Below are 13,890 nucleotides of genomic sequence, written 5' to 3'. Positions count from 1 at the left end.
CCTAGCATCATGATTTAGTTGAGCTCAAGCTAAAAGTCTGGAGAAAAAGATGAATCTCATTGGTTGCAATCGCAACCTGCTTCGATTCCCTATTTTCTCTGGGACTTTCTTAACGCTTTCGCATCCTATCTTACCAACGGAAGTGTGCGAAGGCACGGTTAGCTTCAGCCATACGGTGAGTGTCTTCACGTTTCTTAACTGCTGCACCAGTGTTGTTAGCAGCGTCCAAGATTTCTTTTGCAAGACGATCTTGCATTGTGTGTTCACCACGAAGGCGAGCGATTGTTACCAACCAACGAAGTCCAAGTGTTATACGACGTTCTGGACGAACTTCAACTGGGACTTGGTAGTTAGATCCACCAACACGACGTGCACGTACTTCAAGTACAGGCATGATGTTTTCCATAGCTGTTTCAAATACTTCAAGTGCATCGTTGCCAGTAGCTTCTTTGATTTGCTCAAAAGCACCGTAAACGATTGAAGCAGCTGTACCACGTTTACCATCAAGCATAACGCGGTTGATAAGACGAGTAACTAGTTGTGAATTGTAAAGCGGATCTGGCAATACATCACGTTTTGGAGCTCTATTTTTACGACTCATTTCTCTTTATCCCCTTTCCTTATGCTTTTGGACGTTTAGTACCGTATTTAGAACGGCCTTGTTTACGATCGTTAACACCTGCAGTATCAAGTGCACCACGGACGATATGGTAACGTACCCCTGGAAGGTCTTTTACACGTCCACCACGAAGAAGCACCACGCTGTGCTCTTGCAAGTTGTGTCCGATACCTGGGATGTAGGCAGTAACTTCGATAAGGTTGCTCAAACGTACACGAGCGAATTTACGAAGGGCAGAGTTAGGTTTTTTAGGTGTCATTGTTCCAACACGAGTTGCAACACCACGTTTTTGTGGTGAAGAAACATTTGTTTGAACTTTTTTATGACTGTTGTAACCAACGTTCAAAGCTGGTGATTTAGATTTTTCTACTTTTGATTTACGCGGTTTGCGAACCAATTGGTTAATTGTAGGCATCTACATTCTCCTGTTTTTTTTATTTTTGGTGATGATACACTTGGTGACAGCTACCATCTGTGTGTACTTTTGCAACATTTGTCAGCACGTCCCTGTACACTTTTGAGAGACCAAAAGTAAAAAGTACCGTCTATTATTGTAACACAATTTTTCCTTCATTGTCAAGATATTTTTCATTTTTATTCTGATCTTTTAACTCTTTGACACTAGTTCTAACAGCTTTTCTAAACCAAAAAAAGGAGGCGATTTACCTCCTACATTTTAGTATGGATTTCTTTCAACTCAAGCTATTGTTTTGGAATTTTTTAACCCTTCTTATCAAAGCCAACCAGATTCTGTTGCAATGTTGGCTGCCTCTGTTCGATTACCAGCATCTAGTTTCGAAAGAATATTGGTAACATAGTTTCGGACGGTTCCATTTGATAGATAAAGCTGATCTGCGATTTCTTGGTTAGACAAGCCCTGAGCAATTCCCTTTAAGACAGCAATCTCTTGTTCTGTCAATGGATTAGGATGCGTCATCACCACTTCCATCAATTCAGGCGAATACTCCTTGTGCCCTTCGAGGACAGTATGCAAGGTTTGCATGAGGTCTGCAATGCTTCTTTCTTTCAAGACATATGCATCCACTCCAGCCTTAATCGCGCGTTCAAAATAGCCAGGGCGTTTGAAGGTCGTCACCACAACCACCTTTGTTTCTGGCTTTTCTGCTCGTATCCACTCCAAGACTTCGAGGCCTGTCTTAACAGGCATTTCTACGTCAAGAATGGCGATATCGACAGACTCTTTTTCTAAAAGTTGGATTGCTTCTTGGCCATCCTTGGCTTGTAGGACAGAATCTACATCTGGTTGAAAGGTAAGCAACTGGCACATAGCATCTCGCAACATACTTTGATCTTCTGCAACAAGTAGTTTCATCTTAGTTTCTCTCCTTATAAGGTAGCCGAACCTGCACTTCCGTCGGATGTTTCTGACTGATCACCTTTACTTCTCCAGAAAATGGAAGGACACGATCGCGGACTGTATGAAGTTCATCCCCTTTTAGAGAAGCAAAGCCACAGCCATCATCTCTCACTGTTAGAATGAGTTCCTTCTCAGTTCGTTCTAATTTTAAGTAGGCTTTCGACGCTTTGGCATGTTTGATGATGTTGGTCACTAATTCAAGTAAAATCATGGAGGCCGTTGATTCTAATTCCTGAGTTAGGCTAGCTGTATCTAGTTGGTGATTGATTTCTGTTTCAATTCCTGCAATTTCCAGCATTTTTTTAACAGTCGTAAATTCAGAAACAAGGGTTCTGGATTTAAGATTTTCGATAATTGTACGAACTTCATTCATGGATTCTTTACTGATCTGATGAATTTCTTTTAATTCTTTTTCCACTTGAGGATAGGCTTGCATTTGAAGTAGCTGGAGGGCAAGGTCCGTCTTCACACTCAGCATAGCAAAGGTATGACCTAGGCTGTCATGGAGATCCTGCCCGATACGACTGCGTTCATTTTCAGCCAAGAAAAGATTGAGCTTAGCATTTTGCTTTCTCTTTTCTTCTTTTATTTCCTCTGACACTCGAATTCGATAGAGACCAAAGGTAAAGGCATCAGAAAAGACAAAGGTCAACAAGAAAAAGAGGAGTTGCCAAGGACTAACATGATTGACCATATAGATTCCGGTCAGAATCAATGGTTGGAGGACAGCAAAACTGACAAAGCGCCAAGAGTGAAAAGAAATCTCATCCAGCTCATAAATAAGGAGATTGGATAAATAAAAGATAAACCATGTGAAACCCGAATTCAGCCAAACCGATGTATAAAAAATGTAGGCAATCATGACCCACCAAGCCAGCCACTGCACAGTACGGTTTTGACTTAATAAAATCGAATAAAAGGCTAGGACAAATAATAATGTCCAGAACAAGGTCAAAGGCGGGTATTCTCCACTGATGACACCCGCTATAGGAAAGATGATAAACACTGTTGAAATATGAAACATATAATGAGTGTTTTTTAATTTTTCCAACATAGATTTATTTTACCTCGATCCGTTTTTTCAGTTGGATTACCAAGACACCAAAGAAAACCGTATAGCCTAGTACAACCAAGGAAGCAAGAACGTTAAACTCGTGGTGCTCCATATAAGTAGAGACGACCTGCATCAGTTGATAGGTTGGAGTCAGTTTTCCAATGGATTGGAGCCATTCTGGGAAGGAACTCAAAGGGAACCATAGTCCGCCTAGAACAGCCAAAGCAATATAGGCAATATTTCCAATAACCGTCATCAGTTGAGCACTGGGAAGCAAGCTCACCAAGACACCCATGCTGATAAAGACCACGCTTCCGACCAGCAAAATAGCACCTATTACCAACCAGTCAAGCCAAGGTAGCGTAACTCCACGGACAAAATGACCAACCGAAAAGACAACTATAATTGATAACAAGAAAGTTAGCAGAGTACTGAACAGTTTTGATACATAATATTCTACCATAGATACAGGAGAATGTTGGATCAATTTTTGCCAGTTGTTTGTCTTGTCGGATTCGAGTGTGCTAGGGATACTGAAAAAGGCGCTTGACATGATACTAAAGAGAGTCATGGCAAAAAGATAGGCTTGAAGAACGATTTCTGGAATATCTGACCCTGACATCATACCAGAGAATATAAGGTAAAACATACTTGGAAGTCCGATGGAAAGCAAGTAGTAGACGGCTTGCCGTTTCATCAAAATGAGTTCCACTTTCATGAGACTTGTCATATTTTTCATCGTCAATCTCCTTTAGTCTTGAGTCGTTTCGAAAATACTGTCTAAGAGAGTTCGATTACGAACTTCAATTTCTTCGATCGTGCAGCCCTGTTCTTGCAAGGCTTTCCATACTTGGCTGGCTTCTTTGGTGGTGAAGGAAAGAGCATTTTGCTTGATTTCAAGCTCTTGAACTATAGTCAGGGTATTGACAAAATCCTGATAGGTTAGAGGCACGGTAAAGTGTTTTTCTTGTTCTTCACCACGCATAGCATAAGGCGTCGTATCGCGAATCAATTCTCCCTTATGGAGCACCAAAATGCGGTCAGCCGTATGTTCTACCTCTTCGATATAGTGAGAAGAATAGACAATGGTGACACCATTTTTCTTCAACCGATCGACAATCTCCCAAAAATGCTGACGTGTCGAGGTATCCATGGCAGCAGTCGGCTCATCTAAAAATAGAATTTTCGGACGACCTATTAAAGTCAACACGAAAGAGAACAAACGTTTTTGCCCACCAGATAACTTGCCCGCTAGCTGATTTTTTTGCTTGTCCGAAAATCTTAACAGATCATCAATTTCTTTGTCTGAAAGGCTGTCGGGATAAAGTGACTTGAAAAATGATAGAAGTTCTTTCACCTTCAAGCTTTGAACAACTGCATTTTCTTGAGGCAAGACAGAAACAAGCTTCTTTAATCGAGGATCTGTTGGCGCAAAGCCTTGAATGCCTATCTGACCTGAGCTCATGAACTTGTCGCCCAAGAGGCAATCAATCAAGGTTGTCTTCCCTGCTCCGTTAGGTCCGATCAAGGCGACACATTCACCATCGTTGATTTCAAAAGAGATGTTTCGCAAGATCTCCTTGTCTTTTATTTTCTTACTCAATTTCTCAACTTTAATCACAGTCATGAGATTCTCCTTTCAACCACTTCATTCCCATAGGGAAAACAATGAAAATCATAAATCCAACCCCCCAAGCACCACGAATAAATTGGCGAAGCAAGGTTTGGTCAAACCAACCAGTAAACATTTCCACTAACCATACCAAGAGTGACAGGCCGATAAAGAAATAGATGATTGCCTTTTTCATTCCTCAAACTCCTTTTTCACATCTCTGACTAATTTCAAACCTTCTCTGACGAGCCAAGACAGCATTCCAAAGCAAGCAAATAGCTCCCAAGGAAAATGATAGAAGCCCTCGTCCAATCCTGAAAACATGAGATAGGTCATAACTCCTGCTGCTACTAAACTCACTGCGACAATCATTTTATTTTTCATTTCTTCTTCCTCCATTTCATACTTCAATTATAGTCCTTTGAAGTTAGCGGAGCTAGATGCTTCTGTCACTAGGAAATATGACAAATGTCATAAAAAAAGAAAGTTGAAAAATCAACTTTCTTTTTAATCGATTAAATTTTTATTCCACACTGAAAAGATATGGATATACAGGTTGTTGACCTTGGTGAATCTCAACTTCGACATCTTCAAATTCTTCTGCGATTTCTTGAGCAATTTCATTGGCAAGTTCTTCACTTCCGTCTTCACCGACATAGAAAGTCACGATTTCACTGTCTTCGTCTAGCATATGCTTCAAAGTTTCAGTCAAGGTTTGGTGCATGTCAGGGTTTGACACAAGGATTTTGCCATCTACCATACCAAGATTGTCATTTTCATGAATTTCCAAGCCATCGATAGTTGTGTCGCGAACGGCAGTCGTTACACTACCGCTGATGACATCACCGAGGGCTGCAGTCATACGTTCTTTGTTTTCTTCGATTGATTTGCTTGGGTCAAAGGCAAGCAGACTCGTCAATCCTTGAGGAAGAGTACGAGCTTCTACCACAACAGCTGGTTGTTCCAATACCTCTGTGGCAGATTGAGCTGCCATGAAGATATTTTTGTTGTTTGGCAAGAAGATGATGTTGCGAGCATTGACTTGCTCAACAGCCTTGATAAAGTCCTCTGTTGAAGGATTCATGGTTTGACCACCTTCAATGACATAATCCACACCTTGGGCACGGAAGATATCTGCCAAGCCTTGACCTGCTACTACTGCGATAAGGGCATATTCCTTTTCTTCAGCTGGCTTGCTGACTTGCGCTTCTTTTTCTACTTGAGCTTCGTGTTGGTTGCGCATGTTATCTACTTTAACCTTGACCAAGCTACCATATTTAAGGCCTTCTTGCATGACAAGACCTGGATCTTCTGTATGGACGTGAACTTTGACAATCTCATCATCGTTGACAACAAGGAGCGAGTCTCCAAGTTCATTCAAGTAGTTACGGAATTCATCATAGTCAAAGTCCTTAGAATAAGTTGGACCTTGTTTGAGAGCAACCATGATCTCCGTACAGTAACCGAAGGTAATATCCTCAGTTGCCACATGCCCTGCTACAGACTTATGGTGCTCTGCATTGATCATTTCACTCATGTTGGCAGGGGTCGCTACAAAGTCTTCTGAAGCACTGTATTCACCAGTGAGTGCTGAAAGGAAACCTTCGTAGATGAAGACCAAACCTTGACCACCAGAGTCCACGACACCAACCTCTTTCAAGACTGGGAGCATATCAGGAGTCTTAGCTAGAGCTCTCTTAGCACCTTCCAAGGCTGCTCGCATGACCTCAACAGCATCATCTGTCTCCTCGGCTTTTTTCTTGGCCCCAATGGCCGCACCACGAGAAACTGTCAAAATAGTTCCTTCGACTGGTTTCATAACTGCTTTATAAGCTACTTCGACACCAGATTGGAAAGCAAGGGCCAAATCTTGACCTGTTAACTCGTCTTTATCTTTGATAGCTTGGGAGAAGCCACGGAAAAGTTGAGATGTGATAACTCCTGAGTTTCCACGCGCACCCATCAAGAGCCCCTTAGCAAGAATGCTCGCCACTTCTCCAACTGTAGAAGCTGGCTTGTCTGCTACTTCTTTGGCACCATTCTCGATGGTCATTCCCATGTTTGTCCCAGTATCTCCATCTGGAACTGGAAAGACGTTTAATGAATTGACATATTCTGCTTGCTTATTCAAACGAGTTGATGCAGCCTGCACCATTTCTTGAAATAAGCTGGTAGTAATTTTTGACACGATTATTCTCCTACAACTTTGATATTTTGAATGTAGACATTCACAGTCTGAGCAGTGATTCCTAGTTGGTTTTCCAAACTAAAACGAACACGCTCTTGGATGTTTTTTGAGACTTCACTAATCTTTGTTCCGTAGCTCAACACGGTATAAACATCAACTGCAATACTGCCATCTTCGGCTGCTTTTACGACAACACCTTTTGCATAATTTTCCTTACCAAGGAGGGCTTGGAAATTATCTTTGAGGGTATTTTTGCTAGCCATACCGACCACACCAAAAATCTCAGTTGCTGCACCACCTACAACGGTTGCAATCACTTCATCTGTTAGTTCGATTTGACCATCTTTTGTATTAATTTTTACAGTCATTTTTTTTACCTCAACTAGTTGATACTCTATTTTATCATATTTCATTCCAAGTGTAAAAGCAGAATGCTGTATTGGTAGATATTTACTCTATTTTTCAAATGGTTTTATCTCTAGAGCAAAAGAAAAAGACCTAGGCGGTCTTTTCATTTTTATTAAACGCGTTCAACTTTACCTGATTTCAAAGCACGAGCTGAAGCCCAAACTTTTTTAGGTTTACCATCGATAAGAACAGTAACTTTTTGAAGGTTTGGTTTTACGGCACGTTTTGTTTGGTTCATCGCGTGTGAACGGTTGTTTCCTGATACAGTCTTACGACCTGTAAAGTAACATACTTTAGCCATTATGTTTTCCTCCTATTAGATCTAATATAGCGGATGTGCTAGCACCACATACCGTACTATGTTATCACACTTTCTTGAATTTATCAAGAGAATTGAAATATTTTTTTATTTGACGTAAACAACACCAAGTTTACCAAAAGCAACTTCCCCGCGAATAATCAAGGTTTTGCTGGTTGGGGCTACAGGAGCGTCTGCCTTGGCTGCACCAAAGGATGTTTCTACTTTCAAGTCTACACGCCAGTGTTGCGGAACATAGACAGTTGCATTTCCGAAGGCCACTTCGATATTCAGAGTGGCAAAATCACCTAACATCTCTGCATTATCATAGTAGATTTTAGCATCCCCAAAAGCGACTTCCACTTGATCGTCTACAAGTTCTTGATCTTGTTTATAGAAGGTTCCACTACCAAAAGTGACTTCCTTATCCGTGATGACTGTTCGCTCACCGTTGTACCACCATTTTTTCCCATACCAAAACTTACTTGAGTGAGTGAGATAGCCGACACCTAGCACTGCTAGGATACTAGCCCAAAACAAAGACTGGTTTGGGATTGGCAAAATGTTATAAAAATGATTCGCAATCATTAAGGCTACTAGAGCGGTAAAAACTGCTGATGTTAGATGACGACGAAGCAAAGCTTCAACTGATTGGTAAGCAAAAAAGGCGATACCAATCAAAGGCCATATTTTACCATCCAAAGAAGGAATGCCAAAATTTCCTTGCAGCAAGATCCAAGTTGCTAAAACCAATAAAATAATACCAAATGCTTTCTTTTTCATGTCTGTTACCTCATGTTTCTTAGATTTTCTTTTAGGAGGGATTGGTAATGCCGTGAGACATGAACCTCCTTGTGCGTCTGATAAAAGGAAATGGTGCCCGTTCCTGAAAAGGACTTGTCCACTGAGTAGATCTGACGGATGTTTGCGATAGTTGACTTGGACACTCGACTAAAATAGCGAGGCAAGATGGACTCCAACTCATAAAGTTTGAGACGTACTTCATAGGCTTCCTTCTGGGTATGAGCGTAGATCTTGCTCCCTTCTGTTTCAAAGAAGAGAATTTCTGAAAGGTCTAGATAATATTCACCTGTCCCCTTGTAAAAAGTCAACCTCGGAGCCTTTGACTCTTGCAAGAGCCGTTGCAAGTCCGCAATTTCATCTGTCAAAGCAGGGGTCTTGATGACAATTTCAGTCTCCTCTAAATTGCCGTCAATCTCAATTCGTAACTTCATCACATCTCCTTTCTGACTCTACTATATCAAAGCTAAGATAGGAAAACAAGAGCAAAAAAGCAAGTGGTCAGTCTGAGCCCGTAAGTGGTTGTAGGACTAGCTTAACTTACATATCAGAATAGGAAGAAAAGAAACCCCCACACCAGACCACAAGCATAGCCAACCAAGACATCCTTGGGATAATGAACACCTCCTAAAACCCTCACCAAGCCCAGCAAAGCTGAGAAGAGCAAGCATGCCAAGCCAACAGGTAGACTGGCATGCAGACAGGCCATGGAGATGATAGTTGCCGAAAAAACATGACGACTAGGCATAGACTGATCCGAACTATCCTTGTCAAGCAAGGAACTGATATCCCAAGTTTCGTAGGGGCGCGGGTGATTGATTTTCTTACGAAACAGGGACAAGATCACAAAACCTGATGCAGGGACAAGCAAATAGATCCCAACTTGCTTCCCAAGTCCTAATTGCAGATAAGTGGTGACTAGTAAGGTCAAATAGACCAGAGGCATAGCGACTGTCATCAAACGATTGAAACTGCGTAACAGAAATAAAAGAGTGGGATGGCCGGTGAGTCTGGAGCTGATATTTTGATACCATTCTTGATAATTTTTCATTTATGTTTCTCATATTTTTCTAGAACTTGTTGAGATGTTTTCCCCTTGGCAAGCCAATCCACTAGTTTGTCCAACCGACGTATTTCCTGCATCAGAGGGTCATCAATTTCCTCAATACGGACACCGCAAATCTTCCCTGTAATCGCAATTCGTTCAGGGACATAATAAGGTGCTTGGCGAAAAAAATCTCCGTAGGTAACATCCCTATCCAGACAAGCAAGAACGTCACTCACTTCATACCCTGTCAACCAACTGGTCACTTGGTGAACTGACTCTGCCTTTCCACCCTTTCGCTCAACTTTTGCAATCAAGGCTGAGTAGACAGCAGCAAATTTCATATTGTATAATTTCTGACTCATACTTCTCTCTTTCTATGTGTACTAGTATAAATAAGAAAAAGAAGGCCGTCAAGCCTTCTTTTGATTTATTCTTCTGCTTCGTCTTCTGTAAACTGACTATTGTACAAGTCAGCATAGAAGCCACCTTGTGCCATCAGTTCCTCATGGTTGCCCTGTTCGATGATATTGCCATCTTTCATGACAAGAATCAAGTCGGCATTACGAATAGTTGACAAGCGGTGGGCGATGACAAAGGAAGTTCTACCCTCCATCAAACGGTCCATGGCTTTTTGAATCAACTCCTCTGTACGTGTGTCGACTGAGGATGTCGCTTCATCCAAAATCAAGAGCGGTGCATCTTTGAGAAGGGCACGAGCAATGGTCAAAAGTTGTTTTTGTCCAACAGACAAGGTTACGGTGTCATCCAAAACAGTGTCGTAGCCGTCTGGCAAAGTCATGATAAAGTGGTGGATTCCTACTGCTTTGGACGCTTCAATCATACGTTCATCACTGATGTCTGTCTGATTATAGATCAAGTTCTCTCGAATCGTTCCTTCAAAGAGCCAAGTGTCCTGCAAGACCATTGAAAATGCATCGTGTACTTCCGAACGCTTCATGTCCTTGGTATCCACACCGTCGATGCGGATACTTCCCTTATCAATCTCATAAAACTTCATCAAAAGATTGACAATGGTTGTCTTACCAGCCCCAGTCGGTCCAACGATAGCGACCTTCTGACCTGCATGAGCTGTCGCAGAAAAATCATGGATGATGGTGCGCTCTGGTGTATAGCCAAAGGACACGTGATCAAAGACTACTTCCCCTTTCATGTTGCTCAATTGTCTTTCCTTGTGAGATTCATCTTGCATCTCTGCTTCAGCTAGAAATTCTAATACACGAGTCATGGCTGCACTCGCTTGTTGCAAGCTCGTAATCCCTTGAGCAATCTGTGACAGAGGTTGGGAGAAGGTCCGTACGTAAACCATAAAGGCTACAATAATCCCTATAGTGATATGTCCTTCTAACGCCAGCGCGGCCCCAACGATGATGACTAAGACATAACTAAAGTTCCCAACAAAGAACATGGCTGGCATCATGATACCAGAGATAAACTGAGATTTCCAGATACTATCATGCAAGTCTTGGTTTAAACCTGCAAATCTCGCTTTGGAGGTGTCCACTGCGTTGTAGCTGGTCACTATATTATGGCCAGAGTACATCTCTTCCACATAACCATTGACGGCCGCTAGATTATTTTGTTGGGCTTTAAAATAACCCTGTGACTTGGCCATGATTATGGAAACCGCCGCAAAACCAACAAGGGTTGATACAACGGTTACCAATGCCAAAATCCAGTTCATGCCAAACATGGTAATCAAAACAGCAATCAACAAGAAACTAGCTGAAAGAACTGTCCCTAGACTTTGGTTGAGAGATTGCGCTGCCGTATCCACATCATTGGTCACGCGCGAAAGGGTGTCTCCTTGTGAATGACGATCAAAATAGCCAAGTGGCAAACGATTAATCTTTTCAGCGATTGCTGTCCGCAAGCGTTTTGAAAAATGCTGAATACTCGTTGAAAAGATATAGGCCTGGGTATAATTAAGGATGGCGCCAAATACATAGAGAATCACTAAAAAGCTAGCAATACTTGAAACAGCCTCTAAATCAATTCCTGTCATCAAACCATCTGAAATCAAGTTAGTGATTTCTTTAATCTTAGTTGGACCATAAACAGTAATGATACTTGAAATAACTGCAGCCACAACTGCTATTAGGAGAGGGAGTTGGAGGCCTGCCATATAAGGTTTGCACTGTTTCCAGACCGACACTTTTTTATTTTCCATGTTCCAATTCCTCCTTCGATAGTTGTGAGTAGGCAATTTCTTGGTAGACTTCGTTGGTAGCTAGAAGTTCCTTGTGGGTGCCTTGTCCCACGACTTTTCCTTGATCCAAAACTAAGATCAGGTCGGCGTCCATAATGGTAGAAATCCGCTGCGCTACGATGAGCTTGGTCATGGATTTTGTTTTCTCAGCTAGCTCTTGGCGAAGGACACGATCAGTCTTGTAGTCCAAGGCTGAGAAAGAGTCATCAAAGATGAGAATCTCTGGTTTACGAGCCAAGGCACGCGCAATGGCCAAACGCTGTCTTTGACCTCCTGAGAAGTTGGTTCCACCTTGGGCTACTTCTGATGCAAGACCTGCTTCCTTGTCCTCGATAAATGCTTTAGACTGGGCCAATTCAAGAGCTTGCCACATAGCAGCCTCGCTTAGAGGAGTTTCTTTGCTCTTACCAAAGTCCAAGTTCCCCTTGACATCTCCTGAGAAGAGGACTGCTTTTTGAGGGATATAGCCGACCTTATTGCGCAAATCTTCCAAATTGTAATCTTGTACATTGACACCATCCACTAGGATTTCTCCATCTGAAACGTCGTAAAAACGAGGCAAGAGGTTGACTAGGGTGGACTTTCCTGATCCAGTCGATCCGATGAAAGCCACGGTTTGACCCGCTTCTACTTTGAAAGCGACATGTTCCACGACTGCTTCTGAGTTTTTAGAGTAGCGGAAAGTCACATCACGGAATTCCACTTGTCCTTGAACTGAAGGATCCGCTGTCTGTACTTGACTAGGATTTTCAATAGAAGAATGCAAATCCAATACTTGATTGATACGTCCTGCTGAAACCAAGGTACGAGGAAGAACGATAAAGAGTGCTCCCATAAGAAGGAATCCCATCACCACCTGCATAGCATAGGACATGAAGACCACCATATCACTAAAGAGTGGCAGACGTTCTGTCAAACTTGCATCGTTGATGATATAGGCACCGATCCAGTAAATGGCTAAACTTAGTCCACTGGAAATCGCCATCATAATCGGGTTCATAATCGCCATCAATCGATTGACAAAGAGATTGAGGCGCGTCACTTCATCATTGGCTGCTTCAAATTTTTCATCTTGATAATCCTCAGCATTGTATGCACGAACAACTCGAATCCCAGTCAAACTTTCACGAGTGATGCTATTGAGCTTATCTGTCAATTTTTGGATGACAGATTGTTTTGGAAAGGCCAGAGTCATGAGAACAGTGGTCATCAAGACATTCACAATAACAGCCACCACTACTGCCCAGAGCCAGTATTCCGATTTCCCAAGGATTTTTCCAATGGCCCAGATAGCCATAATTGGCCCACGAGTGACCACTTGCAAGCCCATGGTAAAGAGCATCTGTACCTGGGTAATATCATTGGTCGTCCGAGTCAAAAGACTTGGGATTGAAAAGCGCTTGATTTCTGTCTGCGAAAAATCCAAAACCTGATGAAACACGTCACTACGTAAGTGGGTTGTATAAGATGCTGCAACGCGAGCGGCAAAGAAACCAACCATAACAGATGAAAAGAAAGCTAATAAAGACAAACCAATCATCTTCGCAGCTGGTGACCAGAGTTCACCCAACTGCGTTCCAGACGTTCCCAGTAATTCTGTAATTTGCGAAATATAAGTCGGTACCTCTAACTCGAGATAGACCGAGAAACAAGTGAACAGAATCGTAAGGAGAATCATTCCCCACTCTTTTCCTGTAATACGTTTAGCGAGTTTCTTCATCTTCTCCTCCTATCTTCTCAACATTTTTTTGCAACTGACCGAGAACTTTTTCAAATATTGCCAAGTCTGACTTTGAAACCCCCTCTAGCAGACTCTGATCAATCCGATCAAAAAAAGCCTTAACTTTTTGCATCTGCGAACGCGATTTCTCCGTCAGGCGAACAAATTTTGCCCGCTTATCGCTCGGGCTCGCCTCTAACTCAACCAAACCATTTTGTACCATGCGCTTGACTAAATTACTCGCAACAGATTTAGTAATATTGAGTTCCTGCTCAATATCTTTAATCAAGACCAAGTCTTGGTTTTCCTCACGACCATCCAAAAAACGTACAACCTGGCCTTGAGGTCCACCCATAAATTCAATGCCACATCGCTTGGCTTCTTTCTGTACCATCAGATGAACCTGGTGTCCAAAACGTTTAAACATTAACATCGGCTTGTCCATGATTGCTCCTTTCTTATCCTTTAAATAGTTCTCACAAGAACTATTTAAGTTTCCATGAGAACTATTTTATCACTTTCAGAAGAGATGTCAAG

The 13,890-nt window shown here is 42.1% G+C and carries 18 protein-coding genes; all 18 read right to left on the bottom strand.

The window, feature by feature from the left end; all coding sequences use genetic code 11:
• Positions 1–130 precede the first annotated feature (130 nt).
• The 18 genes from rpsG to D8862_RS07800 all read right to left on the bottom strand — a co-directional run bounded on the left by rpsG (position 131) and on the right by D8862_RS07800 (position 13,798).
• Positions 131–601, bottom strand: a complete 471-nt coding sequence (gene rpsG / locus D8862_RS07890; RefSeq protein ID WP_125449822.1) for a 30S ribosomal protein S7 — start codon at positions 599–601, stop codon at positions 131–133.
• A 19-nt stretch (positions 602–620) separates the two neighbouring features.
• A complete protein-coding gene (gene rpsL, locus D8862_RS07885; RefSeq protein ID WP_001142332.1) occupies positions 621–1,034 on the bottom strand; it encodes a 30S ribosomal protein S12 in 414 nt (137 codons plus the stop codon).
• A gap of 318 nt (positions 1,035–1,352) precedes the next feature.
• Positions 1,353–1,952: a response regulator transcription factor gene (locus D8862_RS07875; protein WP_125449820.1), complete on the bottom strand. Its 600-nt coding sequence runs from the start codon at positions 1,950–1,952 to the stop codon at positions 1,353–1,355.
• A gap of 1 nt (position 1,953) precedes the next feature.
• Entirely contained in the window at positions 1,954–3,051 is a 1,098-nt protein-coding gene (locus D8862_RS07870; protein ID WP_125449818.1) for a sensor histidine kinase, read from the bottom strand.
• Between the two features lie 4 nt (positions 3,052–3,055).
• The gene (locus D8862_RS07865; RefSeq protein ID WP_125449816.1) at positions 3,056–3,790 is read right to left on the bottom strand and encodes an ABC transporter permease; all 735 of its coding nucleotides are present in this window, start codon (positions 3,788–3,790) and stop codon (positions 3,056–3,058) included.
• 12 nt (positions 3,791–3,802) lie between these two features.
• Positions 3,803–4,678 (bottom strand): ABC transporter ATP-binding protein, encoded by an 876-nt coding sequence (locus tag D8862_RS07860; protein WP_125449814.1) that lies wholly within the window; start codon positions 4,676–4,678, stop codon positions 3,803–3,805.
• On the bottom strand, positions 4,665–4,859 hold the full coding sequence (locus D8862_RS07855; RefSeq protein WP_125449812.1) for a hypothetical protein: 195 nt from the start codon (positions 4,857–4,859) through the stop codon (positions 4,665–4,667). The genes D8862_RS07860 and D8862_RS07855 overlap by 14 nt, the downstream gene beginning before the upstream one ends.
• The gene (locus tag D8862_RS07850) at positions 4,856–5,062 is read right to left on the bottom strand and encodes a hypothetical protein (RefSeq protein WP_125449810.1); all 207 of its coding nucleotides are present in this window, start codon (positions 5,060–5,062) and stop codon (positions 4,856–4,858) included. The genes D8862_RS07855 and D8862_RS07850 overlap by 4 nt, the downstream gene beginning before the upstream one ends.
• A gap of 124 nt (positions 5,063–5,186) precedes the next feature.
• The gene (locus tag D8862_RS07845) at positions 5,187–6,851 is read right to left on the bottom strand and encodes a DAK2 domain-containing protein (RefSeq protein ID WP_125449808.1); all 1,665 of its coding nucleotides are present in this window, start codon (positions 6,849–6,851) and stop codon (positions 5,187–5,189) included.
• Positions 6,852–6,853: 2 nt separating this feature from the next.
• Positions 6,854–7,219 carry an Asp23/Gls24 family envelope stress response protein gene (locus tag D8862_RS07840; RefSeq protein ID WP_000216441.1) on the bottom strand — a complete coding sequence of 122 codons (366 nt, stop codon included), beginning with the start codon at positions 7,217–7,219 and terminating at the stop codon, positions 6,854–6,856.
• A gap of 152 nt (positions 7,220–7,371) precedes the next feature.
• Complete coding sequence (gene rpmB / locus D8862_RS07835; RefSeq protein ID WP_001140948.1) at positions 7,372–7,560, bottom strand: 50S ribosomal protein L28; 189 nt, start codon at positions 7,558–7,560, stop codon at positions 7,372–7,374.
• Between the two features lie 105 nt (positions 7,561–7,665).
• Positions 7,666–8,340 carry a LiaF transmembrane domain-containing protein gene (locus D8862_RS07830; protein ID WP_125449806.1) on the bottom strand — a complete coding sequence of 225 codons (675 nt, stop codon included), beginning with the start codon at positions 8,338–8,340 and terminating at the stop codon, positions 7,666–7,668.
• A 5-nt stretch (positions 8,341–8,345) separates the two neighbouring features.
• Positions 8,346–8,792 (bottom strand): LytTR family DNA-binding domain-containing protein, encoded by a 447-nt coding sequence (locus tag D8862_RS07825; protein ID WP_000776583.1) that lies wholly within the window; start codon positions 8,790–8,792, stop codon positions 8,346–8,348.
• Positions 8,793–8,905: 113 nt separating this feature from the next.
• On the bottom strand, positions 8,906–9,409 hold the full coding sequence (locus D8862_RS07820) for a phosphatase PAP2 family protein (protein WP_125449804.1): 504 nt from the start codon (positions 9,407–9,409) through the stop codon (positions 8,906–8,908).
• Positions 9,406–9,768 (bottom strand): DUF2200 domain-containing protein, encoded by a 363-nt coding sequence (locus D8862_RS07815; RefSeq protein ID WP_000078812.1) that lies wholly within the window; start codon positions 9,766–9,768, stop codon positions 9,406–9,408. Before D8862_RS07815 ends, D8862_RS07820 begins: the two co-directional genes overlap by 4 nt.
• A gap of 65 nt (positions 9,769–9,833) precedes the next feature.
• Positions 9,834–11,594 carry an ABC transporter ATP-binding protein gene (locus D8862_RS07810; protein ID WP_125449802.1) on the bottom strand — a complete coding sequence of 587 codons (1,761 nt, stop codon included), beginning with the start codon at positions 11,592–11,594 and terminating at the stop codon, positions 9,834–9,836.
• On the bottom strand, positions 11,584–13,353 hold the full coding sequence (locus D8862_RS07805; protein WP_038804168.1) for an ABC transporter ATP-binding protein: 1,770 nt from the start codon (positions 13,351–13,353) through the stop codon (positions 11,584–11,586). The genes D8862_RS07810 and D8862_RS07805 overlap by 11 nt, the downstream gene beginning before the upstream one ends.
• Positions 13,337–13,798: a MarR family winged helix-turn-helix transcriptional regulator gene (locus D8862_RS07800; RefSeq protein ID WP_038804169.1), complete on the bottom strand. Its 462-nt coding sequence runs from the start codon at positions 13,796–13,798 to the stop codon at positions 13,337–13,339. Before D8862_RS07800 ends, D8862_RS07805 begins: the two co-directional genes overlap by 17 nt.
• Positions 13,799–13,890: the final 92 nt, after the last annotated feature.

Origin of the sequence: Streptococcus oralis (genome assembly GCF_003942585.1) — a bacterium.
GTDB lineage: Bacteria > Bacillota > Bacilli > Lactobacillales > Streptococcaceae > Streptococcus > Streptococcus oralis_BE.
Note: the sequence above shows the minus strand (reverse complement) of the source record. Positions and strands in the feature narration are given on the sequence as shown.

Bases quoted from the DNA above. Each gene is read 5' to 3' on its own strand.
- D8862_RS07810 (WP_125449802.1), bottom strand. From the start codon at position 11,594: ATGGAAAATAAAAAAGTGTCGGTCTGGAAACAGTGCAAACCTTATATG.
- D8862_RS07805 (WP_038804168.1), bottom strand. From the start codon at position 13,353: ATGAAGAAACTCGCTAAACGTATTACAGGAAAAGAGTGGGGAATGATT.
- D8862_RS07830 (WP_125449806.1), bottom strand. From the start codon at position 8,340: ATGAAAAAGAAAGCATTTGGTATTATTTTATTGGTTTTAGCAACTTGG.
- D8862_RS07840 (WP_000216441.1), bottom strand. From the start codon at position 7,219: ATGACTGTAAAAATTAATACAAAAGATGGTCAAATCGAACTAACAGAT.
- D8862_RS07870 (WP_125449818.1), bottom strand. From the start codon at position 3,051: ATGTTGGAAAAATTAAAAAACACTCATTATATGTTTCATATTTCAACA.
- D8862_RS07800 (WP_038804169.1), bottom strand. From the start codon at position 13,798: ATGGACAAGCCGATGTTAATGTTTAAACGTTTTGGACACCAGGTTCAT.
- rpsL (WP_001142332.1), bottom strand. From the start codon at position 1,034: ATGCCTACAATTAACCAATTGGTTCGCAAACCGCGTAAATCAAAAGTA.
- rpmB (WP_001140948.1), bottom strand. From the start codon at position 7,560: ATGGCTAAAGTATGTTACTTTACAGGTCGTAAGACTGTATCAGGAAAC.
- D8862_RS07855 (WP_125449812.1), bottom strand. From the start codon at position 4,859: ATGAAAAAGGCAATCATCTATTTCTTTATCGGCCTGTCACTCTTGGTA.
- D8862_RS07820 (WP_125449804.1), bottom strand. From the start codon at position 9,409: ATGAAAAATTATCAAGAATGGTATCAAAATATCAGCTCCAGACTCACC.
- D8862_RS07850 (WP_125449810.1), bottom strand. From the start codon at position 5,062: ATGGAGGAAGAAGAAATGAAAAATAAAATGATTGTCGCAGTGAGTTTA.
- D8862_RS07825 (WP_000776583.1), bottom strand. From the start codon at position 8,792: ATGAAGTTACGAATTGAGATTGACGGCAATTTAGAGGAGACTGAAATT.
- D8862_RS07860 (WP_125449814.1), bottom strand. From the start codon at position 4,678: ATGACTGTGATTAAAGTTGAGAAATTGAGTAAGAAAATAAAAGACAAG.
- D8862_RS07875 (WP_125449820.1), bottom strand. From the start codon at position 1,952: ATGAAACTACTTGTTGCAGAAGATCAAAGTATGTTGCGAGATGCTATG.
- D8862_RS07865 (WP_125449816.1), bottom strand. From the start codon at position 3,790: ATGAAAAATATGACAAGTCTCATGAAAGTGGAACTCATTTTGATGAAA.
- rpsG (WP_125449822.1), bottom strand. From the start codon at position 601: ATGAGTCGTAAAAATAGAGCTCCAAAACGTGATGTATTGCCAGATCCG.
- D8862_RS07815 (WP_000078812.1), bottom strand. From the start codon at position 9,768: ATGAGTCAGAAATTATACAATATGAAATTTGCTGCTGTCTACTCAGCC.